This is a genomic window from Pseudomonas sp. FW507-12TSA (assembly GCF_058781435.1).
Window position 1 is genome coordinate 18,130 of the sequence record NZ_JBYSWT010000014.1, and the last position, 22,411, is coordinate 40,540.

At 64.3% G+C, this 22,411-nt stretch carries 22 protein-coding genes and 1 pseudogene; 9 read left to right on the forward strand and 14 right to left on the reverse strand.

Features of this window, described 5'->3' with window-relative positions:
- Window positions 1–14: 14 nt before the first annotated feature.
- The 8 genes from AC3WK8_RS14910 to AC3WK8_RS14945 form a co-directional block, all read right to left on the reverse strand.
- Complete coding sequence (locus AC3WK8_RS14910; protein WP_103324987.1) at window positions 15–2,255, reverse strand: TonB-dependent receptor family protein; 2,241 nt, start codon at window positions 2,253–2,255, stop codon at window positions 15–17.
- A 42-nt stretch (window positions 2,256–2,297) separates the two neighbouring features.
- On the reverse strand, window positions 2,298–3,083 hold the full coding sequence (locus AC3WK8_RS14915; RefSeq protein ID WP_103324988.1) for an energy transducer TonB family protein: 786 nt from the start codon (window positions 3,081–3,083) through the stop codon (window positions 2,298–2,300).
- A gap of 4 nt (window positions 3,084–3,087) precedes the next feature.
- Window positions 3,088–3,495: an ExbD/TolR family protein gene (locus AC3WK8_RS14920; RefSeq protein ID WP_022642394.1), complete on the reverse strand. Its 408-nt coding sequence runs from the start codon at window positions 3,493–3,495 to the stop codon at window positions 3,088–3,090.
- A gap of 168 nt (window positions 3,496–3,663) precedes the next feature.
- A complete protein-coding gene (locus AC3WK8_RS14925) occupies window positions 3,664–4,653 on the reverse strand; it encodes a FecR family protein (protein ID WP_085596268.1) in 990 nt (329 codons plus the stop codon).
- Complete coding sequence (locus AC3WK8_RS14930; RefSeq protein WP_022642392.1) at window positions 4,650–5,225, reverse strand: RNA polymerase sigma factor; 576 nt, start codon at window positions 5,223–5,225, stop codon at window positions 4,650–4,652. Before AC3WK8_RS14930 ends, AC3WK8_RS14925 begins: the two co-directional genes overlap by 4 nt.
- Before the next feature lie 14 nt (window positions 5,226–5,239).
- Window positions 5,240–5,566, reverse strand: coding sequence for a DUF3325 domain-containing protein (locus AC3WK8_RS14935; protein ID WP_022642391.1), 327 nt, complete (start codon window positions 5,564–5,566; stop codon window positions 5,240–5,242).
- Window positions 5,567–7,144: a PepSY-associated TM helix domain-containing protein gene (locus AC3WK8_RS14940; RefSeq protein ID WP_103325047.1), complete on the reverse strand. Its 1,578-nt coding sequence runs from the start codon at window positions 7,142–7,144 to the stop codon at window positions 5,567–5,569.
- On the reverse strand, window positions 7,141–7,446 hold the full coding sequence (locus tag AC3WK8_RS14945; protein ID WP_085596269.1) for a DUF3649 domain-containing protein: 306 nt from the start codon (window positions 7,444–7,446) through the stop codon (window positions 7,141–7,143). The genes AC3WK8_RS14940 and AC3WK8_RS14945 overlap by 4 nt, the downstream gene beginning before the upstream one ends.
- A gap of 212 nt (window positions 7,447–7,658) precedes the next feature.
- Between AC3WK8_RS14945 and AC3WK8_RS14950 the strand changes: the two genes are divergently transcribed.
- The 3 genes from AC3WK8_RS14950 (at window position 7,659) to fecA (ending at window position 11,716) form a co-directional block, all read left to right on the forward strand.
- A complete protein-coding gene (locus AC3WK8_RS14950; RefSeq protein ID WP_085596270.1) occupies window positions 7,659–8,147 on the forward strand; it encodes a sigma-70 family RNA polymerase sigma factor in 489 nt (162 codons plus the stop codon).
- An 8-nt stretch (window positions 8,148–8,155) separates the two neighbouring features.
- A complete protein-coding gene (locus tag AC3WK8_RS14955) occupies window positions 8,156–9,121 on the forward strand; it encodes a FecR domain-containing protein (protein ID WP_103324989.1) in 966 nt (321 codons plus the stop codon).
- A gap of 234 nt (window positions 9,122–9,355) precedes the next feature.
- Window positions 9,356–11,716 carry a TonB-dependent Fe(3+) dicitrate receptor FecA gene (gene fecA, locus AC3WK8_RS14960; RefSeq protein ID WP_103324990.1) on the forward strand — a complete coding sequence of 787 codons (2,361 nt, stop codon included), beginning with the start codon at window positions 9,356–9,358 and terminating at the stop codon, window positions 11,714–11,716.
- A 62-nt stretch (window positions 11,717–11,778) separates the two neighbouring features.
- Here fecA and AC3WK8_RS14965 read toward each other — a convergent pair whose 3' ends face one another.
- Together AC3WK8_RS14965 and AC3WK8_RS14970 are read right to left on the reverse strand one after the other, a co-directional pair.
- The gene (locus AC3WK8_RS14965) at window positions 11,779–12,186 is read right to left on the reverse strand and encodes an HPF/RaiA family ribosome-associated protein (protein WP_031320917.1); all 408 of its coding nucleotides are present in this window, start codon (window positions 12,184–12,186) and stop codon (window positions 11,779–11,781) included.
- A 212-nt stretch (window positions 12,187–12,398) separates the two neighbouring features.
- Window positions 12,399–13,346: a LysR substrate-binding domain-containing protein gene (locus tag AC3WK8_RS14970; protein WP_053134202.1), complete on the reverse strand. Its 948-nt coding sequence runs from the start codon at window positions 13,344–13,346 to the stop codon at window positions 12,399–12,401.
- 135 nt (window positions 13,347–13,481) lie between these two features.
- Here AC3WK8_RS14970 and AC3WK8_RS14975 point away from each other — a divergent pair, with 135 nt between their 5' ends.
- From AC3WK8_RS14975 to AC3WK8_RS14985, 3 genes are all read left to right on the forward strand, one after another.
- A complete protein-coding gene (locus tag AC3WK8_RS14975) occupies window positions 13,482–14,858 on the forward strand; it encodes an L-serine ammonia-lyase (protein WP_103324991.1) in 1,377 nt (458 codons plus the stop codon).
- 63 nt (window positions 14,859–14,921) lie between these two features.
- A complete protein-coding gene (locus AC3WK8_RS14980; RefSeq protein ID WP_103324992.1) occupies window positions 14,922–16,223 on the forward strand; it encodes a serine/threonine transporter in 1,302 nt (433 codons plus the stop codon).
- Window positions 16,224–16,443: 220 nt separating this feature from the next.
- Window positions 16,444–16,761, forward strand: coding sequence for a DUF3509 domain-containing protein (locus AC3WK8_RS14985; RefSeq protein WP_085596274.1), 318 nt, complete (start codon window positions 16,444–16,446; stop codon window positions 16,759–16,761).
- Here the strand turns inward: AC3WK8_RS14985 and AC3WK8_RS14990 are convergent.
- Entirely contained in the window at window positions 16,758–17,258 is a 501-nt protein-coding gene (locus AC3WK8_RS14990; RefSeq protein ID WP_103324993.1) for a phosphate-starvation-inducible protein PsiE, read from the reverse strand. The genes AC3WK8_RS14985 and AC3WK8_RS14990 overlap by 4 nt on opposite strands.
- Window positions 17,259–17,541: 283 nt before the next feature.
- On the opposite strand from AC3WK8_RS14990, the pseudogene AC3WK8_RS14995 reads away from it, so the two are divergent.
- A pseudogene (locus tag AC3WK8_RS14995) lies at window positions 17,542–17,796 on the forward strand (YebG family protein); the annotation flags it as partial.
- Window positions 17,797–17,998: 202 nt separating this feature from the next.
- Here AC3WK8_RS14995 and AC3WK8_RS15000 read toward each other — a convergent pair.
- Complete coding sequence (locus AC3WK8_RS15000) at window positions 17,999–18,253, reverse strand: hypothetical protein (protein WP_022642378.1); 255 nt, start codon at window positions 18,251–18,253, stop codon at window positions 17,999–18,001.
- A gap of 107 nt (window positions 18,254–18,360) precedes the next feature.
- Window positions 18,361–19,380 (reverse strand): Glu/Leu/Phe/Val dehydrogenase family protein, encoded by a 1,020-nt coding sequence (locus tag AC3WK8_RS15005; protein WP_085596276.1) that lies wholly within the window; start codon window positions 19,378–19,380, stop codon window positions 18,361–18,363.
- 181 nt (window positions 19,381–19,561) lie between these two features.
- Between AC3WK8_RS15005 and AC3WK8_RS15010 the strand changes: the two genes are divergently transcribed.
- Together AC3WK8_RS15010 and AC3WK8_RS15015 are read left to right on the forward strand one after the other, a co-directional pair.
- Complete coding sequence (locus AC3WK8_RS15010) at window positions 19,562–20,368, forward strand: SirB1 family protein (protein WP_022642376.1); 807 nt, start codon at window positions 19,562–19,564, stop codon at window positions 20,366–20,368.
- A 72-nt stretch (window positions 20,369–20,440) separates the two neighbouring features.
- A complete protein-coding gene (locus tag AC3WK8_RS15015; protein ID WP_103324994.1) occupies window positions 20,441–20,908 on the forward strand; it encodes a GNAT family N-acetyltransferase in 468 nt (155 codons plus the stop codon).
- A 12-nt stretch (window positions 20,909–20,920) separates the two neighbouring features.
- Here AC3WK8_RS15015 and AC3WK8_RS15020 read toward each other — a convergent pair whose 3' ends face one another.
- Window positions 20,921–22,291 carry an MFS transporter gene (locus tag AC3WK8_RS15020; RefSeq protein ID WP_103324995.1) on the reverse strand — a complete coding sequence of 457 codons (1,371 nt, stop codon included), beginning with the start codon at window positions 22,289–22,291 and terminating at the stop codon, window positions 20,921–20,923.
- Window positions 22,292–22,411 lie beyond the last annotated feature (120 nt).

Here is a 22,411-nt window from a genome sequence, read left to right on the forward strand (position 1 = left end):
GTACCTGAAACGAATCAGAACGCGGCTTCCAGGGAGACCATCGCGGTCCGCTCCTCGCCGACGTTGTAGTAGGCGGTGCTCGGCGCCAGGCCATTGGTCTTCACCGAGTTGAACGACACGGTGCGGGTCGAGGCCAGGTATTCCTTGTCGAACACGTTGAGCATCGAGAAACGCAGGGTCGCGGACTTCAACACCTTCTTGTCCACCGGCAGGTGGATGCCGGCGTTGAGGTCGAACACGGTGCGCCCGGAGATCTTCTCGTCGTTGGTCAGGTCGCCGTAGAAGGCGCCTACGTACTTGCCGACGACGTTGCCGTAGTAGCGCGAATCGTCGTAGCCCAGGCTCAGGTTGAACATGTTCTCCGGTACGTTGACCAGTTGCTTGCCGGAGGTCGGCAGCAGCACGTTCTTGTTGGTCAGGTCGTCCATCTGCTCGGACTTGGTGTAGGTGTACGAGGCGTAGTAGTTGAAGTTGTGCGGCAACAGGCCGCTCCACTCCAGCTCCAGGCCGCGGTTCTTCACCTCGCCGACGTTGGCCACCACGTAGTCGCCATTGACGTCGGTGGTGGAGATCTGCCGGTCCTTGAAGGTGATGTAGAACAAGGTCGCGCTCAACGCCATCTTTTCTTCGCTGTAGCGCCAGCCCAACTCCTGGTTCCAGCTCAGCTCGGGTTTCAGGCTGATGGAGTCGCCTTTGTTGTAGAGCACGTAGTTGGGTGGCGTGCGCATGTTGCGGGTGACGTTGTAGAACGCCTGGTTGTTCGGGTCGACCTGGTACTTGGCGTTGAAGCTGGGCAGGAACTGGTGATAACGCACGTTCCGTTTTTCCGCCTTGTCGGTCAGGCTGCCGAGGTTGTTGCCATCACGCTCCACATGCTGGTACGCCAGGGCCCCGGTCAGGGTCAGGTCCGGAGTCGCCTGCCAGGTATCTTGTACCCAGAGCTTCTGCGCCGGGGTCACGGTGTACTGGTGCCGGCCCTGGACCGTGGTGCCATTGCGGTCCACCAGTTGGTCGGAACCGTTGTAGTCACCCCAGACGTTCTCCGGCGCGCCATTGGCCTTGATGCCGATGAAGGGCTGGGTCTGGCGCTGGCGGGCGCGCTCGTACCAGTAGCCGAAGTCCAGGCTGTGCTCTTCGTTGAGGTCCCACTTGAGCTTGGTGGTCATCCCCGGGCGCCAGGTCTCGGTCCAGGAGGGCCGGTAGTAGCTGCCGGTGGGCAGGCCCGTCAGGTCATAGTTGCCAGCCCTGCTGGAAGAACTGGACAAGGTAGTGGCGGTCTGGCCACTGAAGCTGCCGCCATTGGACCAGACGTAGTACGGGTTGAAGGTCAGGCTCAGGTCGTCGCGCAGCTGGAAGCGCTGGGTCACCGAAGCCGTCAGGCTTTCGAAGGGGTTGCGGTTGAGCTTGTAGGACTGGGACACGCTGCCGTTCTTGAACACGGTGCTTTGCGAGTAGTCCACGCGCCGGCCCTGGGTTTGGAACTGGGCCTTGCTGACGCTGTTGTAGTTGTAGTTCTCCTGCTTGTTGTACTTGAAGATGGCGTTGGTGGAGTTGCCGTTGCCGTCTTCGAACAGGGTGTTCCACTCGATCTTGTCGGCACGCAAGGTGCCCTTGCCCTTCCACTTGTCGCCTTCGGTATGAGAAGCCGAGACCCAGGTCTTGAAGCCGCCCAGGTCGCCGGTGTTCAGCCGGGCGAAGGATTTGCGCAGGTTGTTCGAGCCCACCGATTGCTTGACGAACACGCCGAAATCCTTGGTCGGGCGCATGCTCACCAGGCCGATGTTGCCGCCGCTGGAACCGATGTGCGGACCGTCGGCCTCGGACGAGCCTTGGGTGACGAACACTTCGCTGAAGTTTTCCGAATCGCCCATCAGGTTCGGATAGATGGAGTAGTCACCCGAATCGTTGATCGGGAAACCATCGGAAGAAAGGCCCACCTGGTCGGAGTTCATCCCGCGCATGGTGAAGCTGGTGCCGCTCAGGCCCGTGGCATCGGTGCTGGAGACGTTGATCCCCGGGGTGTACTTGAGCTTGTCCACGGCGTTGGCGGTGGGCGCCATCTGGTCCATGGCTTCCTTGGTCACGGTGGAACGCGCCTTGGCGCTTTCTTCCTTGATCATGTGGCCATTGCCCAGGGACTGTTTGCCGACAACGTTCACCGCACCGACGTCCACGGTATCGTCGGCCAGAACCAATGGCGCAAAACTGCCCAGGCCCGATGCCAGAAGCAGGGCATAAAGTTTATTGATCTTCACGGGTCAATCCCTTGCTTACAACTTTCGTTAATAGGTGATGGGTTATTCCACGTTGTAGCTAAAGGTCGCGGTGAACCGTTGCTTGTTCTTGCCCGAGAAGGCGTCCGCCGGGAACGGCGAGACCTTTTCCACGCGGCGCAAACTGGTTTGCGCGGCACGGTTGAGCAACATGTTCGGCGCCTTGTTTTCGATGCCACTGTCGAGCACGTTGCCGGCCCGATCGACTTCCAGCCAGATCACCACATCGCCCTGGGGACGCTGCAACGAGGCCTCGCGGCCGCTGGGGTATTGCTTGTGCTTTTCCAGTTCCTTGCGCAAAGCGGCGGTGTACAGGCTTTCCTTGATGGCACTGGCCGGCGCCGCGGGGGCTGGCGCTGGGGCCGGTGCTGGGGCCGGTGTCGCCACCGGGGGTCTTGGCGCCTCGGCCACGATGGGCTGCGGCGCCGGGGTGCTCTTGGCCACTTGTGCCGGGGCCGGTTTAGGCGCCACGGGCTTGGCTGGCTCGGGCTTGGCCACCAGCGGCTTGGGTACCACGGGCTTGGGCTTGACCACCGGCTTGGGCTTGGGCGGCTCGATCACCAGGGGCTCTTCATCCGGCGCCACCACCGGCGGCTCGGGCTCGAGGGGCAACGGCTCCGGCTCGGGCGGTGGCGGCTCGGCCACGGCCAATAGTTCGCTGGCATCCACCAGGGCCACTTCCACGGTGCTTTCGTCGTACACCGGCGTGATCTGCAATCGCTGCAACTGGCTGCTGTAGATCACCAGCAACAGAAGGCCGGCCGGCAGCAGGCATGCCAGCAGCTTGCGGGTTCGATAGAGACTGAACATGGCGTCAGGACTTGCGCGTGGCGATGGAGACGGACGAGAAACCATTGCCCTTGAGCAGGTCCATCACCGCGACCAGGCGCTTGACCTCCACGCCCTGGTCGCTGTTGATGATGATGACCAGCTTCTCGCTGCCGGTATTGAGCACCTTGAGTTGCGCCAGCAGGGCACCTTCATCCAGGTCCTGGCCATCGAGTTGCAGGCGCTCCTGCAGGCCCAGGGTGATGACCGCCTTGTTTTGCGGTTTCAACTGTTGCGCGGTACTGGCGACCGGCAACTGCGTCTTGATCCCCACGGCCGGGATCACGTTGAGACTGATGAGTACGAAGAACACCAAGAGAAACATCATCACATCGATCATCGGGATGATTTCGATATGGGCTTTTTTCTTTTTAGCTACATCCCAGCTGCGCATCGACTTGCTCCTGCTTCAGCCATCCCTCCCCTACGAGAGCTGAATCACAACCCTCTCCGATCCTGACCATGTGCTCAGGAATGCGCAGATCATCCGCGCCTCGTGTAACGGTTTAGTGACAGAACGAAGTGATATCGATGAATGTTCGGGAGCTCTGGGACAGGCTTCTCAGCGCAGGACGAGCAGCCTGCCGAACATCTTGTGCTGGCGAAAACCCAACACTGCCTGCAGGGAGTCGAGGACCGCTTGCGGGTCCTTGCTGGAGAAGCTGCCGCTGACTCGGCGCTGGGCCAATTGCGAGTCGAGCAACAGGATGCGCCCCGGGAAATAACGCCGCAGGTCCGCGACCACCTCGGCTAATGGCGCGTGGTAGTAGTTCAGCCAACCCTGGCGCCAGGCCAGTTGCGCTTCGCTGTCGGTCCCATGCAACGGCGCGGCCTGGCCCTGGCCATAGGCCACTTGCTGGCCGGCGCCAAGCACTTGCTGGGGCGCGCCCGCGGCCGGCGTGACCCCGACCCGTCCGGACAGCACCGTGACCTGGGCGCCCTGGGATTGCAGGCGCACTTCGAACTGGGTGCCCAGGACCCGGGCCTCGCCTTGCTCGGCGCTCACCACGAAAGACTCGCCGGTATGACTGACCTGGAAGAACGCGGCGCCACGGCGCAGTTGGACGTGCCGCTGGCCATGGCTGAAGTCCACGGCGATGGCGCTGTCGGCGTCCAGGGTCACTTGGCTGGCATCGGCCAGGGTCACGGTGCGCACCTGGCCCGGGGCCGATACATAGTCGGCGCCCAGGTCGTCGACCCAGCGCCCCGGCTGCCACCCGGCGCCCAGGGTCACGGCCAGCAACAAGCTGGCAGCCAGCGCCAGGCCCACCGACCAGCGGCGCCGGGCCCGACCCCTGGCCCCATCCATCTGCCGCAGCAAGCCTTGCAGGGCCTGGTCCTCTTCGGCGGCCAGGGTCCGCGCCGGCTGCTCGCTCAACTCCCATAGCACCTGGACCTGGGCATAGGCTTCGACATGGGCCGGGTCGGCTTGCAGCCATTGGCTGAAAGTCGCCTGGTCGCCGCTGCTGGGCTGGTCGTGGAGCAGGCTCAGCCAGGCCAGGGCGGCCTGTTCCTGGGCAGGCGTCGGGGTGACGGTGGAGCGCTGGTTCACGGGGCATTCCTTGGCGTACGCGTGGTCGAGGGCTCCCGCAGGCTGGCCTTGCAGGCTTCGAGGGCGCGCATCATATGTTTTTCCACGGCGCTTTGGGACAGGTCCATCGCCTTGGCGATCTCGGCGTACTTGCGCCCATGGATGCGATTGAGCAGGAAGATCTGCCGGGTACGCTGGGGCAGGCCGCGCAAGGCCGCCTCCACATGGCGCAGATCGTTACCGGCCTCCAGCACGGCCTGGGGCTCGAGAGCGTGCTGGTCTTGCTGCTCCGGCACCCAGCCGGCGCTGACCCGGACCCGCGCGCCTTCGCTACGCAGGTGGTCGATGGCGATATTGCCGGCGCAGCGCAGCAGGTAGGTGCTCAGTTCCTCGACCTGGACCAGGGGCCGGCGCCAGAAGCGCAGGAACAACTCTTGCACCAGGTCCGCGGCGGTGGCCCGGCAACCGACCCGGCGACTGACCAGGGCCTCCATCTGCGCCCGCTGGGACAGGAACACCTGGAGAAAATGCGCACGAGTGCCCTGCGGGTCGGAGCGATCCAGCTCTGTGGGTTCCGGCGGCAGGATATTCATCGCAGGCGCGGTACTCAGAATTGGGCCAGGGCCGCCAGCGGACTGGCCAACAGGCTCGCGCCCGCCATGGACAGCACCAGGCGCGGGCGGTACGGCAGCAGCCAGACCAGCAGCAAGGCGCTGCACATCAACACCGCGCACCACTGCACCAGCCCCAGGCTCCAGCCGGTGTCTTGCACTGCGGCCACCAGCGACAGCCCCAGCAGCAGCCAGCCACCCAGGCGCAGGCCCTGGCGACGGCGGGCGCTGGGCTTGCTGCCCAGCACCTCACCGTGGTGCCGATCCAGGGACAGGCACAAACCGGTGAAGCCGGCATAACAGAGCAACAGGGCCAGGAGCATTCAATCCACCTCGGTTTCAGCGGCCCGAGAGCGGGCCCGGGACGGGTTGGCGACAGGAGCCCGGGCGGCGCGTTGCATCTTGTACGCGGCCCAGGCCAGGAACAGGCCACTGGCCAGGCAAGCCAGGTCGAAGCCGGCCCGGGTCCAGTCCCCACGACTGAGGAAACCATCGGCCAGGTTCGGCGCGGTCAAGGCATCGAGCAGCGCAATGCCGGCCAGCAACAGGGCCGCCAGCGCCAACTGCTCGATCCAGGCCCGGCGCCCACGACGCAACGCCGCATGCAACAGGCCCAGGCCCCAGGCACTGAAGAAGCTGTTGACCTCCCAGCCGGCGCGCTCGGCGAAGCCGGCCGGCAGCAGGCGGTTGGCCCAGAAGAACGCCGCCACCGCCAGCACCAGCCCGGACATGCTGGCGATGTTCAGCACCTCCACCAGGCGCAGCTCGAAGGGCATGACCGGGCTCTTGGCGTGCTTGAGTTGGCGCTTGCCGAGCCAGATCACCAGCCCGGTGCCGATCATCGCGGTGCTGGCCAGGCCACAGATGAAGTACAACCAGCGCAGCACCGGCCCGGCGAACATCCCCATGTGCAGCCCATAGAAGCTGCCGCCGATGGCCTTGGGCAGCGACTGCCCGGGACTTTCCGACAAGGGCTGGCCGGTGACGCCGTTGAACGCCAGCGCGCTGCCGAAGTTGCGAGCCACCTGGTCGGCCCCATGGCGCATGACCTGCACCGAAGCGTTCGCATCCCCGGGATTGTTCACTACCACCCGCTGCGCACGCCCACCCGACCAGTGCTGCAAGGCTTGCCTGAGCATCGGTTGCAAGGGCGCCAGCGGCGCTGGCTCACCGGCAGCCGGGGTATTGCGGGCTGCCGGTTGCAGGTCCTGGAAAAAGGCATTGTTGTCGCCCTTGTAGGCGATCAAGACGCCCGCCGGCATGACCATGGACATGAAGATCACCAGGCTGCTGTAGGTGATCATCAGGTGGAACGGCAGCACCAGCACGCCCAATGCGTTGTGCCCGTCGAGCCAGGTGCGCTGGCCCTTGCGCGGGCGGAAGGTGAAGAAGTCCTTGAAGATTTTCTTGTGGATGATGATCCCGCTGACCAGCGCCACCAGCATCACCATGGCCGCCATGGTCGATAGCCAGCGACCCCATGGATAGGGCATCTGCAATTGGAAGTGGAAGCGATAGAAGAACTCGCCACCCCGGGTATCTCGCGCATGCAGCTCGCTGCCCGTGGCCGGGTCCAGCAGCTTCTCGCTGAAGGCGCCGCGCTCGCCGGGTTTGCCCGGTGCCTGCCAGGCCACCGACAGGGCCGGCTCGCGGGCGTCGGGCAGGCCGATGAACCAGCGTTGCGCGCCCTGGCCATGCTGCTCCAGGTAGCGCTGGGCCAGGCCCAGGCTGGCCTCGGCGTCCAGGGTCCGGGCCGGGATCTCGGGCTGCATCCAGTGGCTGATCTCGTGCTTGAAATAGGACAGGGTCCCGGTGAGGAAGATGGCGAACAGTAGCCAGCCGAACAGCAATCCGCTCCAGGTGTGCAACCAGGCCATGGATTGGCGCAAACCCTCTTTCATGGCAGGGCCGCCCAATAGGCGCTGCCAGCCACCAACGCCAGCACCAGGCAAGGCAGGAGCAAGCCGAACCAGGCATGCCAGGCGCTGCGGCAGGCGAAGCACCAGATCACCGCCAGCAGGTAGAACAGGAACGAACTCATCATCGCGCTGAGCACCGCGTCGACCTTGGACAACGGCAGCAGTAAGCTCAGGCAGGCGCAGGCCAGCGCCGCCAGCAGGTAGCCGCCCAGGACCGCGGCGCAAACCCGCGATGCCACCGCCAGGCGATAGGAAGCGGGAATTCCGCCGGCCTTGCTTTTCATGTTCGGACCTTGCAGCAAAAGAAAGCCCGGACGCGCATGCCCGGGCACAGAAGGCGGACAATATTAATGATAAATATTCTCATACGCAAAAAGCGCTGAGAGTCATCGCCCTGCCCGTCCATCCGCACCAATTGCCGAGGCTCATATCGCCCCACTACAATGCGAACAATTCTCGTTACCTTATGCGTCTTGTCAGTGCAGGAGCGTCCGGCTTGTCCCATTCCGCTACCGTCGAAGGTCTCTACCTGGCCCATCACAGTTGGTTGAACACCTGGTTGCGGCGCCGCCTCGGCTGCCCCGACAGCGCCGCCGACCTGGCCCAGGACACTTTCATCCGGGTGCTGGGCGCCCGGGAAACCCCGCTCCTCGTCGAACCCCGGGCCTTCCTCGCCACCATCGCCAAGCGCGTGCTGTGCAATCACTACCGGCGCCAGGACCTGGAGCGCGCCTATCTGGAAGCCCTGGCGCAGTTGCCCGAGCAGGTCGCGCCTGCGGAAGAAGAACGGGCGATCATCCTGCAGACCCTGCAGGAGCTGGACAGCCTGCTCGATGGCCTGCCACCCCAGGTCAAGCGTGCGTTCCTGCTGTGCCAACTGGATGGCCTGGGCTACGCCGAGATCGGCCGCGAACTGGGTATTTCCATCGCCACGGTCAAGCGCCACCTGAACAAGGCGGCCATGCGCTGCTACTTCGCCCTTTGAGAGCGCCGATGAATCCCCACCTCAATGCCCAAGCTGAGTTCAGCAACCAGGTCGCCGAGCAGGCGGTGCACTGGTTGATCCAGATGCAGGACGGCCCGTTGGATCCGCGCCAGCAGCAGGCCTGGCAGCAGTGGCACGACGCCCACAGCGAACATCAGCGGGCATGGGCCCATATCCTGCGGGTCAACCAGCGTTTGCGCGGCTTGCCCTCGCCCCTGGCCCATGCCGCCTTGAATACCCCGAGGTCCAACGGCCGGCGCCAGGCTCTCAAGCTGCTGCTGGTCCTGGGCGTCGGTTCCGCGGCGGCCTGGAACCTGCGCGAGCACAACCCGCTACCGCCGTTGCTGGCGGACTACAGCAGCGCCCGGGGCCAGCGGCGCAAGCTGCAGCTTAGCGACGGCAGCCAGTTGCAGCTCAACACCAGCAGCGCGGTGGATGTGCGCTTCGACAGCCAGCAACGGGTGATCCGCCTGCTGGAAGGCGAAATCATGCTCAGCGCCGGCAAGGACCCACGGCCACTGGTGGTGCAAAGCGCCGAGGGCCTGGTGAAGACCAGCGCCGCACGCTTGAACCTGCGCCAGTTCAGCGGCCATAGCCAACTGGCGGTGTATGCCGGCGCCGCCCGCGTGGAGCCCGGGACCTACAGCGCCGCGCCTTCCCAGGTAGCGGCCGGGCAGCAGCTGGACTTTCGCCGCGACGGCTGGGACGCTCCCCGCGCCCTGGAGGCCGGCAGCGGCGCCTGGAGCGAGGGCATGCTGGTGGCGGCCCACATGCGCCTGGCGGACTTCCTCGCCGAACTGGGACGTTATCGTCGGGGCCGCTTGCATTGCGATGCCCAAGTGGCGGACCTGCTGATTTCCGGCAGCTACCCCCTGGATGACGGCGAACGGATCCTCGACCTGTTGCAGGTCAGCCTGCCAGTCCGGGTGCGACGCTTCACCCGTTACTGGGTCAACGTCGAGGCTCGCGCCTGACCCCTGTAGCCGCTGTCGAGCCCCGGCGAGGTTGCACACAGGCGCGCAGCGGCCGCCAGATCCAGCGGCTCGTGCCCAACCGTGCGCAGCCTGCGGCAGCGGCTACACGAAGCGATAGACAACCCGTCTGTACACCACTGGAACATTTTTTTGATGAGACATGAGCCGTTTTGCCAGGCTCGGGTGACAAGAAGGGAAAGCCACCTTGATTCTTCCTTCTCAGGATCGCCATCGATGACTCAGCAACCCTCTCGCCCCACGCCCCTGGCCCGCTCACTGCGTCACCTGCTGCTGGGGGCCAGCCTGGGCCTGGCCAGCCTGTCCCAGCTCCAGGCCGCCGAGGTTGCGGGCAAGTCCTACCACATCGCCCCGATGTCCCTGGAAAGCGCGCTGAACCAGTTCGGCCGTGAAGCAGGCGTGCTGATTTCCTTCGGCTCGCAACTCACCAGTGGTGTGCAGAGCCACGGCCTGGATGGGCAATACAGCCCCGAACAGGCCTTGCAGATCCTCCTGCAGGGTACTGGCCTGCAAGCCCGGGCCGAGGGCGGCAATGCCTTCAGCCTGCAACCGGCAACACCCGGGGCAGCACCGGCCACCCTGCAACTGGGCGCCTCCAGCGTGGTTGGCGATTGGCTGGGCGATGCCCGCCAGGTCGATGTCTTCGAGCATGCCGGGGCGCGGGACGTGATCCGCCGTGAAGAGTTCGAGCGCCAGGGCGCCACCCAGGCGCGGGACGTGCTCAACCGGATTCCCGGGGTCAACGCACCGGACAACAACGGCACCGGCAGCCATGACATGGCGCTGAACTTCGGCATCCGCGGGCTCAACCCACGCCTGGCTTCGCGCTCCACGGTGCTGATGGATGGCATCCCGGTGCCGTTCGCCCCTTATGGCCAGCCCCAGCTCTCGTTCGCGCCCATCAGCATGGGCAACATGGACGCCGTGGACGTGGTGCGCGGCGGCGGTGCCGTGCGCTACGGCCCGCAGAACGTCGGCGGCATCGTCAACTTCGTGACCCGGGCGATTCCCGAGACGCCGACCTTCAAGGGCGGCTTCCAGACCGAGACCAGCCCCTCCTCCAGCCATGACGGTTTCAAGACCAGCGCCAACCTGCTGGCTGGCGGCACAGCCGACAATGGCCTGGGCGGCGCGCTGCTGTACTCCGGCACCCGCGGCGGCGATTGGCGCGAACATAGCGGCACGCGGATCGACGACCTGATCCTCAAGGGCAAGTACCAGCTCGACGAAGCCAACAGCCTCAACGCCATGGCCCAATACTATGAAGGCGAGGCCGACATGCCCGGCGGCCTCAACGTGGCGGACTACAAGGCCAACCCTTACCAATCGACCCGCCCCTACGACAAGTTCTGGGGCCGGCGGACGATGTTCAACCTCGGCTATCGCTACCAGGAGGATCGCCGCGAATTCACCGTCAACAGTTTCTTCACCAAGACCCTGCGCAGCGGCTACCTGGATCAGGGCAGCTTCCTCTCCCTGTCGCCCCGGGAGTACTGGGTGCGCGGCCTGGAGACGCGCCTCGCCCAGGGTTTCGACCTGGGCAACAGTAGCCACGAAGTCGGGATCGGCTATCGCTACATCAACGAAGCCGGGCACGAGCTGCGCTACCGCACGCCCATCAGCGCCAACCAGCAGCTGCCCACCCGCAACAGCCGCAACGACCGCGACACCCGTGGCGGCACCGAGGCCCACGCATTGTTCGTCGATGACCGCATCGATATCGGCAAGTGGACCCTGACCCCGGGCATCCGCTACGAAATGATCGAGTCGCAGCAAAGCAACAACCTCAGCAACGTCAAGTACAAGGGCAACTACAACACCGCGCTGCCGGCGTTGAACGTGATGTACCACGTCGACGAAAACTGGAATCTCTACGCCAACACCGAGGGCTCGTTCGGCAGCGTGCAGTACAGCCAGATGCCCAACCGGGTGGCCAGCGGTGAGGTGAAGCCGGAAAAGGCCCGCACCTGGGAAATCGGCACTCGCTACGACGATGGCACCCTGCGCGCCGAGCTGGGCGCCTTCCTGATCAACTTCGACAACCAGTACGACAGCAACCAGACCAACGATACGGTGATCGCCCGCGGGCAAACGCGGCACCAGGGCATCGAGAGCAGCATCAACTACGCCCTCGACGGCCTGGATCCGGCATTGGCCGGGTTCAATGTCTATGCCACCTATGCCTACGTCGACGCCACCATCCGCGAGGACGGGCCGAACAAAGGCAATCGCGTGCCCTTCTCATCCAAGCACAAGGGCACCCTGGGGGTGAGCTACACCGAAGGTCCGTGGAAGCTCAACTTCGACAGCAGCTACCAGAGCAGCCAGTTCGCCGACAACGCCAACACCTCCCGCGAAAGCCTCGACGGCAGCAATGGACGCATTCCCGGCTACATGCTGTTCAGCACCCGCGCCGGCTATGACTTCGGGCCGCAACTGTCGGACCTGAACGTGGCGGTGGGGGTGAAGAACATCTTCAACCACCAGTACTTCACCCGCTCCTTCGACGACAACAACAAGGGCAAGTACGTGGGCGAGCCGCGGACCCTGTACGTGCAGACGTCGGTCGCGTTCTAAGGCCCCACAAAAGAAAACGGGCCTGCAATGCAGGCCCGTCGGGTCGAGGGAAAATCCAGCTATCAGCTATTGAGCGCAGCTTGCTGGTTTTCCAGGAATTCTTCTTCGAGCAGGGCATCCGCCTCGCTGCCGTCATTGTCGGACACTGCTGCCGGGCGCTTGGCGCGCAACTTGCCGAACATGTGCTCCAGGGCACTTTCCAGCTTGACGGTGGCGCCGTCGATGGCCTGCTCCAGGGTATCGGCCTTGTGGGTCACGGAAATCGGCTGGTGCCCCTTGGGCCGGGCCTCGAGCTGGCAACGCAGGTCATCGGGACCCGACTTGCCGCCGTTCTCGTCACGCAGATGGACCACCACCCGGGTCAGGTCTTCCTCGTAACGTTCGAGCGTGCTTTCAACGGTGCTGCGCACCCACTCCTCCATCCGAAGGCTGCTTTGAATATGGTTATCGCTATGGACTTGGATTTGCATAGTTCTTCCCTTATTTCAGCTTGCTCGCAAGAGGCCTGGAACCTGGCTTTGACCAGCATTTCGTGACCTCTTGATTACACAATTAGGCACGGCGAAGAACATTTCAACCCCTGGAAAAATATAAATATTCATACGCAAATAAAGCCGGACAAACCGCCAGGGCGCTGTTAGTGTGGGGAGTCAGCCGCGCTTGCGTCACGGCTTGAAACAGCTCATTCCTGCCCCTCTCCCAGGGGGTGCAGGCCGCGAAATATCTCCGCTTCCTCCACCAGCCAGTCATGCACCGCCCGCACCCCGGGGTGGCTCAGTGCGCCTGGCGCATAAAGCAGCACGTAACGCTTGTGATTGGGCACCGCGAGGCCGAACGGCACGATCAGGGTGCCGCGCTCCAGCTCGTCGTTGAGCAGGGTGCGCCGGGCGATCGCCACACCCATGCCGGCGATCGCCGCTTCGATGGTCAGGTGGTTGCGGTTGAAGGTATGGCCGCGACGCACATCGGCGCCTTCGAAGCCGATGGCATTGAGGTAGAACTCCCATTCGGCATATTCGTAGCTGCCACGCCAGGCAGTGATGTCGTGCAGCAGCGGAAAGTGCGCCAGGTCCGCCGGCCCGTGCAACGGTGGCCGCCCACGCAGCAGGCTCGGCGCGCACACCGGGAAGATCTGCTCGTCCAGCAGGGCGGTGGATTGCAGGCCCGGATAGCTGCCGTCGTTCAGGTCGATGGCCAGGTCGAAGTCACCCTCATGCAGCGCCACGCTGCTGTCCTCCGCCACCAGCCGCAACTGGATCTCCGGGTAGCGCTGCTGCAGGCGCGGCAAACGCGGGGTCAGCCACTTGCCGAGGAACGAGGGGATCGAGCGCAGGCGCAAGGTACCGCCGATCATGCCCGCATCCAGGCGGCGCAATTCGGCGTCGATGCTGCCGTAGGCCTCGCTCACTGTCAGGGCCAGGCGCTGGCCCTCGGCGCTGAGTTCGACACCCCGGGCCCGGCGGTGGAACAGGCGAAACCCCAGGCGCTCTTCGAGCTGGCGGATCTGCTGGCTCACCGCCCCGGGAGTGATGTGCAACTCCTCGGCACAGCGGGTGAAGGACAGGTGCCGCGCGGCACAGGAAAACACATGCAGCCAGACATAGGTCTGGGCATGAAACTGACGGCTCATCGTTTAGTCCTGCTAAAGGATCTCTTAGAAAATTTCGTTGGTCACTGCTGACCGAGGTTGGCAGTATCGCCGACATTGCGCTTGGCCTACAAAAAATGGCAGCGATCTACCTTCCATTGCTTGTAAGGCTTTAGCATGGCTATCAGTGTTTTCGATCTGTTCAAAGTTGGCATCGGTCCGTCCAGTTCCCATACCGTCGGCCCGATGCGCGCCGCCGCGACCTTTGCCCAGGCGCTGTTCGAGCAGGGCCTGCAAGAGCAGGTGCGGCGAGTGCAGATCCGCCTCTACGGCTCCCTCTCCGCCACCGGTGTCGGCCACGCTACCGACCGCGCCAGCGTCATGGGCCTGATGGGCGAATGGCCGGACAGCATCGATCCGCGCAGCATCGGTCCACGCATCCAGCAACTGCGCGAAAGCGGCCAGTTGCTGCTGGGCGGTCGCTCGAGCATCGCCTTCGATTGGCGGCAGGACTTGCTCCTGCTGGACGAGAGCCTGCCCTACCACCCCAACGCCATGACCCTGGTCGCCCTGGGCGAACACGGCGCCCTGCTGGAACAGACCTACTACTCGGTGGGCGGTGGTTTCATCGTCGAGGCTGCGCAGGTCGAGGCCGGGAACGAAGCCGGCGCCAGCGTGCAACTGCCCTACGACTTCAACAGCGCCGCCGAGCTGCTGGCCCTGTGCAAGACCCACAACCTGCGGGTCGGCGAGTTGATGATGGCCAACGAGCGGGCCTGGCGCAGTGACGCCGAGATCCGCAGCGGCCTGCTGCACATCTGGTCGGTGATGCGCGAATGCGTGGAACAGGGCCTGAGCCACGAAGGCATCCTGCCCGGCGGTCTCGACGTGCCACGCCGCGCCGCCAAGCTGCATCGCAACCTGCTGGAGATCGGCAAGCCCAACGTCATCACCTCGACACTGTCGGCCATGGAGTGGGTCAACCTCTACGCCCTGGCGGTGAACGAAGAGAACGCCGCCGGCGGACGCATGGTCACCGCCCCCACCAACGGCGCGGCGGGGATCATCCCGGCGGTGCTGCACTACTACATGAAATTCAACCCGCAAGCCTGCGACGACGATGTCGTGAGCTTTTTCCTCGGCGCCGCCGCGGTGGGCATCCTGTGCAAGAAGAACGCCTCGATCTCCGGCGCCGAAGTCGGCTGCCAGGGCGAAGTGGGTTCGGCCTGCGCCATGGCCGCAGCCGGCCTGGCGGAAGTCCTGGGAGCTACCCCGGAACAACTGGAAAACGCCGCCGAGATCGGCCTTGAGCACAACCTCGGCCTGACCTGCGATCCGGTGGGCGGCCTGGTGCAAGTGCCCTGCATCGAGCGCAACGCGATTGCCGCGGTGAAGGCGATCAACGCCACCCAGATGGCCCTGCGCGGCGATGGCCAGCATTTCATTTCCCTGGACCGGGTGATCCGCACCATGCGCGATACCGGCGCCGACATGCATGACAAATACAAAGAGACTTCACGGGGCGGCCTGGCGGTGAGCTGGGTGGAATGCTGAGGAGCCTTCCCTGACCGTCCGTAACACGTGAGCCCGAGCAAGAATAATAACGAGGCGATACCGATGACCGATGTACCCACACCTGCTACTCAAAATCCTGCCGTAGCGACACCCCGCGACAGCGCGACAGCCTCCCGGGGCTGGAGCAAGCACGACACCACCTGGATGCTCGGCCTGTATGGCACCGCCATCGGCGCCGGCACCCTGTTCCTGCCGATCAACGCCGGGGTCGGCGGCTTCTGGCCGATGATCGTGCTGGCACTGCTGGCCTTCCCCATGACCTTCTTCGCCCACCGTGGGCTGACCCGCTTCGTCCTGTCCGGACGCTCCGGGGACATCACCGAGGTGGTGGAAGAACACTTCGGGGTCGGCGCCGGCAAGCTGATCACCTTGCTCTACTTCTTCGCCATCTTCCCGATCCTGCTGGTGTACAGCGTGGCCCTGACCAACACCCTGGGCAGCTTTATGGAACACCAGTTGCACATGGCCCCGCCGCCGCGGGCGGTGCTGTCGCTGTTGCTGATCCTGGGCCTGATGGCCATCGTGCGCTGCGGCCAGGACGTGATCGTGCGGGCCATGAGCCTGCTGGTCTACCCTTTCGTCGCCGCCCTGCTGTTGCTGGCCCTGAGCCTGATCCCCAACTGGAACGGCGCGTTCTTCGCCTCGGCCGGCGACGGCATGCCCATGCCGCTGTTCCTCAAGACCCTGTGGCTGGCGATCCCGGTGATGGTGTTTTCGTTCAACCACTCGCCGATCATCTCGGCCTTCGCCGTGGACCAGAAGCGCCACTATGGCCAGCAGGCCGAACGCAAGAGCAGCGGCATCCTGGCCATGGCCCACGCCATGATGGTGCTGACGGTGATGTTCTTCTGCTTCAGTTGCGTGCTGGCCCTGTCGCCGGCGGACCTGGCCGCGGCCAAGGCGCAGAACATCTCGATCCTGTCGTACCTGGCCAACCACTTCCAGACCCCGGTCATCGCCTACGCCGCGCCACTGATCGCGCTGGTAGCCATTACCAAGTCGTTCCTGGGCCACTACATCGGCGCCAGCGAAGGCTTCCAGGGGCTGATCGTGAAAAGCCTGCGCGGTCGCGGCCGCGCCCTGTCCTCCAGCCACCTGGAAAAGCTCACCGCGTTGTTCATGGTGCTCAGCTGCTGGGCAGTGGCGACCTTCAACCCGAGCATCCTGGGCATGATCGAGACCCTGGGCGGCCCGGTGATCGCCTGCCTGCTGTTCCTGATGCCGATGTATGCGATCCAGCGCGTACCGTCGCTGCGCCAGTACTCGGGCCAGCTGTCGAATCTGTTCGTGGTACTGATCGGGCTGATCGCACTGTCGGCGATCATCTTCTCCTTCCTGCCCTGAAACGGGGCGACAACGAAAAAGCGGACCTTGCGGTCCGCTTTTTTTTGCTCCCGGATTCATTGGCCGGCGCCGACCGCGGCATGCCCCTTGCTTGATCGCCCGAGAGGCGCACGGATGCCGGCAAGCCTCGACGAACGACCGGCCAGTGGTCCGCAATTGCGAACTAATCTCGCACCCGGCCGGTCAATGTCTGCACGATCCCAGCAGGCGGTGACGCGACATGGACAACCCATTGCAATTGATTACCGACACTTTCGCTCCCCAATACCAGGTCAACCTGAGCATCCAGGGCCTGGACGGCAGCATGATGCTGACCCTGTCCCAGGCCGGCCAGGTGGTGGCCAAGCGCCTGATCAGCTCGGCCCAGCGCAGCGACCCGCAACGCATCGAACGCCTGGTACAGAGCATCCAGTTCGGTATCGCCATCGAGCAAGGCCACAGCGCCATGGCGATCCTCCAGGCCATGACCAACGGCGACCGCCTACCCCTGCCGCCACCGGCAAACCAGGCAGCCCAGGCGCAGGCGCGACCTCACTAGATCTCGCCTTTCTCCACTTCCGGGTGCTCGCTGGAACCCTCGCCGACCTTGCGGTGCGGGTGTTCGATCTTCACCGAGGGAAATTGCGAGGACGCGTAGCGCACCACCAGCACGGCAAAGGCCAACAGCAGGATGCCGCCGCACAGGTAGATGATCCCCAGGTCCGGCGGATTGTGGTGGGAGACGTTGGAGATCAGCAGCCGGGTCAATGCCGTGATCGCCACGTAGATCAGGAAACGCACCGGCATGTGGTTGGTCTTGAAGTAGATACCGACCATCGCGCCCAATTCCAGGTAGATGAACAGCAGCAGGATGTCGTCGATCTTGATGTGGCCTTCCTCGAGCATCTGCAGGAATTCCATCACCGCCGCCCAGGCGGTCACCGCGCCGATGGCGAACAGCGCCAGGTAGTGGAACGATTCGACGAACAGGTTGCCCAGGGACTCGGCCAACTGATGGACGTTCTGCCGCAGGTTTTCGGCCCAATTGATTTTCACGATGGTTATTCCTTAGGTCGTTTCGACCGGATGATGCGCAAGGGACGTGACGGTTGTCCTGCATGCAGAAAAAAGGCCAGGGGCGCGTCATTGAGATGGCGAGCATTGCCGACGAGGCACGTACCTGACAGCAACTACTGCTGGGATCGATGGCCGGGGAAAAAAATCCGTCTACATTGAAAAGCCACTATCCAAGGGAAAAGGTTTCGCCTATTCTCTCGAACCTGTATATCGATACAGTATTTGTACCGACCCATTATCGTGAAGGCATGTGAGGTGGTGAATGGCCGTCGAAGTGGTATACCGCAGCAGCCGAGATCTGGAGCGCTTGTTCATGGATAAAGCCGAAGCTGACCGTCATGACAAGATGCTCGAACTGGCTGAAGTGCTGGCGCAGGTGCTGCAAAAAGCGGTGCCGTCGCTGACCGAGCAACAAGTGGAAGAAGCCGGCATCTACATGGCCAAGAATCGTGATGTATTCGCCAAGGCCTTCAAGAGCCAGCCGGATGCGCTGAACGAACTGCTCAGCGAAACGGCGCCAGCCGTGGCGCCGGTCGAGAAGGAGCAGCCCGTCGAGGTGGAGGCGCCAGCCAAGCCGGCGAAAGCGGCCAAGGCCGCGAAATAGGCTTGCCCCGATCAAAAAGCCCTGCGTCCACGACACAGGGCTTTTTTTCATGCCTGGGAATGGAGTTGCCATCCGATGGCGTTCGCCCTGTAACGCCTTTGCGTACTCGCCACGCTCACGGAGCAGGTTCCCACACCCTGCACCGTGCCGGGCAATACCCGGACGCGATGTCCATGGCCTCGAGGATGCGCTCTTCTTCAGCGCCAACCGCCTCGAGCCGAAGGTGGGCAAGACGGTCGTATACAGCCTGAGCTGAAAACCCGCGCTCCCTGTACAACACCAGGACCTGGCGGATCGCCTGAAGATCCAGAGCGCTGTGCAGCACCCGGGTCAGCTGTTGATCCAATCCGTCGTCGAGCACTTCAGCCATCGTCCAATGCATTCCCCGGGTGGTCGGTCGCAGCGATGGTTGGCCCCTTGCCCGCCAACCGCTGCAGATACCGATGTTACATAAAGCCAGCATCGGGTTACCGCTGCCTAGCGATAGAGCACCCGCTCCGCCAATTCGTCGGCGATGCGTGCCGGCGAGCGCTTTTGCGCCTGGGCATGGGCGAAGATCTCGGTAAGGCGCAGGCTGATCTGCGACAGGTGGGCGGTGATCACCGGCAGTTCCTCGTTATGGTGCTTGAGCGACACGTAGATCAGCCCTCCGGAATTGATCACGTAGTCCGGAGCGTAGAGGATGCCACGCCGCTCCAGCTGGTCGGCGACCTGCAGGTTGGTCAGCTGGTTGTTGGCAGAACCGGCCACTGCCGAACAGCGCAGCTGCGCCACGCTGCGGCTATTGAGCACCGCACCCAGGCCACAGGGCGCGAGGATGTCGCAAGGGGTGCTGAGCAAGGCGTCGTTGGCCACCGGATGCGCGCCCAACTGTTCCATGGCCAGCTGGACCTTGCCGGAGTCGATGTCGCTGACCAGCAATTCGGCGCCAGCGGCATGCAACTGCTCGGCCAGGGCATAACCGACATTGCCCAGGCCCTGGATCGCCACCCGCAAGCCCTCGAGGTTATCGCTGCCCAGGCGTGCCATGGCAGTGCTGCGAATACCGGCGAACACCCCCATGGCCGCATGGGGCGCCGGGTCGCCAGCGGCGCTGGTACTGGTGACGTAACGAGTCTGCTGGGCGATGCAGTCCATGTCGGCCACCGAGGTGCCGCTGTCGATGGCGGTGATGTAGCGTCCGTCCAGTTGCTCGACGCAACGGCCGAAGGCTTCGAACAACGCTGCGCGATTCTCCACATGGGCCGGGCGAATGATCACGGCGGTGCCGCCGCCCTGGGGCAGGCCGGCCAGCGCCGCCTTGTAGCTCATGCCCTGGGCCAGGCGCGCCGCATCGGCCACGGCACTGGCATCGTCGGGATAGGGCAGATAACGACAACCGCCCAAGGCAGGCCCCAGGCGGTTGTCGTGGATGGCGATCACTGCTTTCAACCCGGTCGCGGGGTCGATACTCAGATGCAGCGATTCAAGGCGGGTGCTGTGCATGAGAGCGAACATCGACGGGCTCCCGAATCACTTCTTGTAGTCGCCAGTATAGGCTTGCGCCTGAAAATTGCTGCGCCGCGCAGGAATAAGCCGCCCGGCTTTGCAACCTTGGAGAAATAACCAATGGCGATGGTCACAACACTGGACGAAGCGCCGGGACGGGGCTAAAACGAGGCATTCGCCGGAGGTTGCCATGAACCCGCGCCAAGCCTTTTTCGCCTGCCTGCACCGCTCGCCACCGGCCTTGCTGGAGGCCGCGCTATGGATCGCCGCCGAACACGAACCACAACTGGTGCCGGGCCAGTTGCTGGAGGAGTTCAAGCATATCCAGCAGCAGATCGGCGGCAGCCTGCCGTCGCTGCCTGCCAGCGAACTGGGCCAGCCCCTGCTGCGGCGGATGAACGACCTGGAATTCCAGCAGGACGAGTACCTGCCGCTGCGGCCCCAGGCAGCACTGATGGACAAGGTTCTCGAACGGCGTCGCGGGCAGCCCCTGGCCCTGGCCCTGATCGCCCTTGAACTGGCGCAGCGGCTGCATATTCCCCTGGTGGGGGTGAATTTTCCCGGCCACTTCCTGCTGCGGGTGCCCGGCGCCGACCACCTGCTGGACCCTTGCGGCGGGCGCCGCCTGTACCCCAACGACTGCCGCGAATTGCTGCAACGCCAATACGGCGATCACCTCAAGCTCAAGGCCGAACACCTGGCCAGCGCCGAACCACGACAGATGTTCCAGCGCCTGTCGCGCAACCTGCGCCAGTTGCACCTGGCCCATGACGACTTGCTCGGCGCCCTGGTCGACGCCGAGCGGGTGCTGGAATTGGGCGATGGCAACGCCGCCGACTACCTGGCCCGGGCCAGCCTCTACCAGCGCCTGGAATGCCCCAATGCCGAACGCTTCGACCTGGAACGCGCCCTGCTGCTCAGCGAGGATCCGATCCAGCGCCTGCGCCTGACCGAACGCCTGGGGCACCTGCCGCCGGCGAACAAAGTGGTGCACTGAGCCCGGCAAGGCATGACAGCGCCTTTGGCGCCCAGGCATGATGGCCGGCCCACTCCAAGGAATGGATCGAGCATGCTGATCAGAAAAGCCCACGGCGGCGACGCGCAACGAGTCTTCGACATACGTAACCAGGCCATCAACCATCAATGCGCGGGGTACTACCCGGCTGCCGACCTGCAAGTGTGGACCGCTGGCAACCTTGGCCAGCCCTTCATCGAATGGCTGGAAAGCAGCGGGCATGTGGCGGTCATCGACGGCCAGGTCGCCGCCAGTGCCATCCTCGACCTTGAGTCAGGCCAGGTCGATGCGGTCTTCGTCGACCCGGCCTACATGGGCCGTGGAATCGGCCGGCAGATGATGGACTACGTCGAACAGCAGGCCCTACAGGCCGGCTTGTCGCACTTGATCCTGGACTCGACCCTGAATGCCGCGGACTTCTACCGCCAGTGCGGCTTCGTCGGCGAGCGCGTCGCCCAGTATCAGTCACCCCGGGGCCTGACCCTGGCCTGTGTGCCGATGATCAAGCACCTGGCCTGCTGACCCGCTCTCCCCTCAGGACTTGAGCGGTGCCTGCAACGGCTGCGCCGCGCCTGTGCCGTCGTCGCTCCCTTCGGAGGGTGCACGCACCCGGATGATCAGCAACGCGGCCAGCAGGGCCGGCACCGCGCAAAAGAAGAAAATCTGCTGCACCGGGATATGCATCGCCAGCAACATGCTGCCCAGCAGCGGCCCGAGGATCGAGCCGAAGCGCCCCACTCCCAGCGCCCAGCCGGTACCGGTGGCGCGCACCTGGGCCGGATAGAAATTGCTGGCAAAGGCATTCAGGGTCAGCTGCCCACCGATGATGCAAAAGCCCGCGGCGAACACGAACACCACCAGGTACCGCGGGTTGTCGTGGTTCAACCCCAGCAGCACGGTGCACAGCGCCGCCAGGGCGAGCACTGCGGACAACAGCCGCACCTTGCGCTTGAGACGATCGGCGACCCAGGCCATGCAGATCGCCCCCAAGGTTCCGGCGAACAGGAACATCGAAGTCACCAGGTTGGCCTGCTTCAAGGCCAGGCCGCTTTCCAGCAGCAGGGTCGGCAGCCAGCTGATCATGAAATACAGCAGGATCAGGCTGACGAAGAAGGTCGACCAGATCAGCAGCGTCGGCCGCGCATCCCCCTGGCGGAACAGTTCCACCACCGTGAACTTGCCACCGGTTTGTTGCTGGCCCTCATCGCCGCTCGCCACTGGCGGCTGCCAGTCCGGCAGCATGCGCGCGCTGAGCTTGCGCAGGCGCGCATAGGGTGGCGCATCGCGCAGCAGGCGTGGCAGCGATTCGGGCAAGCGCCAGAGCAGGAACGGGAACAGCAGCAACGGGGTCACGCCGCCCGCCAGGAACACCGCCTCCCAGCCGAAGCGATCGATGAAGCCGGCCGCGACGAAACCGCCGGCCGCACCACCGAAGGAGAAACCGCAGGCGGCCAGGGTCACCATCAGGGTGCGCAGGCGCGGCGGCGAATATTCGGACATCAGCGCCATGGCGCTGGGCATCGCCCCACCCATGCCAATACCGCAGATAAAACGCGCGGCCATGAGGCTGTCCAGGGATTGGCTGAACACCATCAACACCGTCAGGCTGGCGTAGATCAGCACGCAGCCCAGGAGGATCCGGCGCACGCCGAAACGATCCGCCAGGGGCGTCACCGCCAGGGAGCCCAGGGTCAGGCCCAGCAGGTTGGCACTGAACACCGGGCCGAAGGCGGCTTTCTCCAGGCCCCAGTCCTGGGCCAGGGCCGGTACCACGTAGCCCAGGACCTGGGCGTCGTAGCCATCGGTGACCAGCAGCAAGGCGAGGAGCAACAACAACGACCACTGGTAGCCGGACACCGGGCGGGCGTCGAGCGCAGCGCGAAAGCTGGCAATCTGGTTTTGCATCGCAAGGTCCCTGTTCGGTTTCTTATGGTTATGGAAGGTGATGCGAGAGGCGCCTGGGCAGATCCTCTGGTGGTGGGACTCAAGATCCTGCAGCCGCTCCAAAGCGGCTGCAGGGGCCGG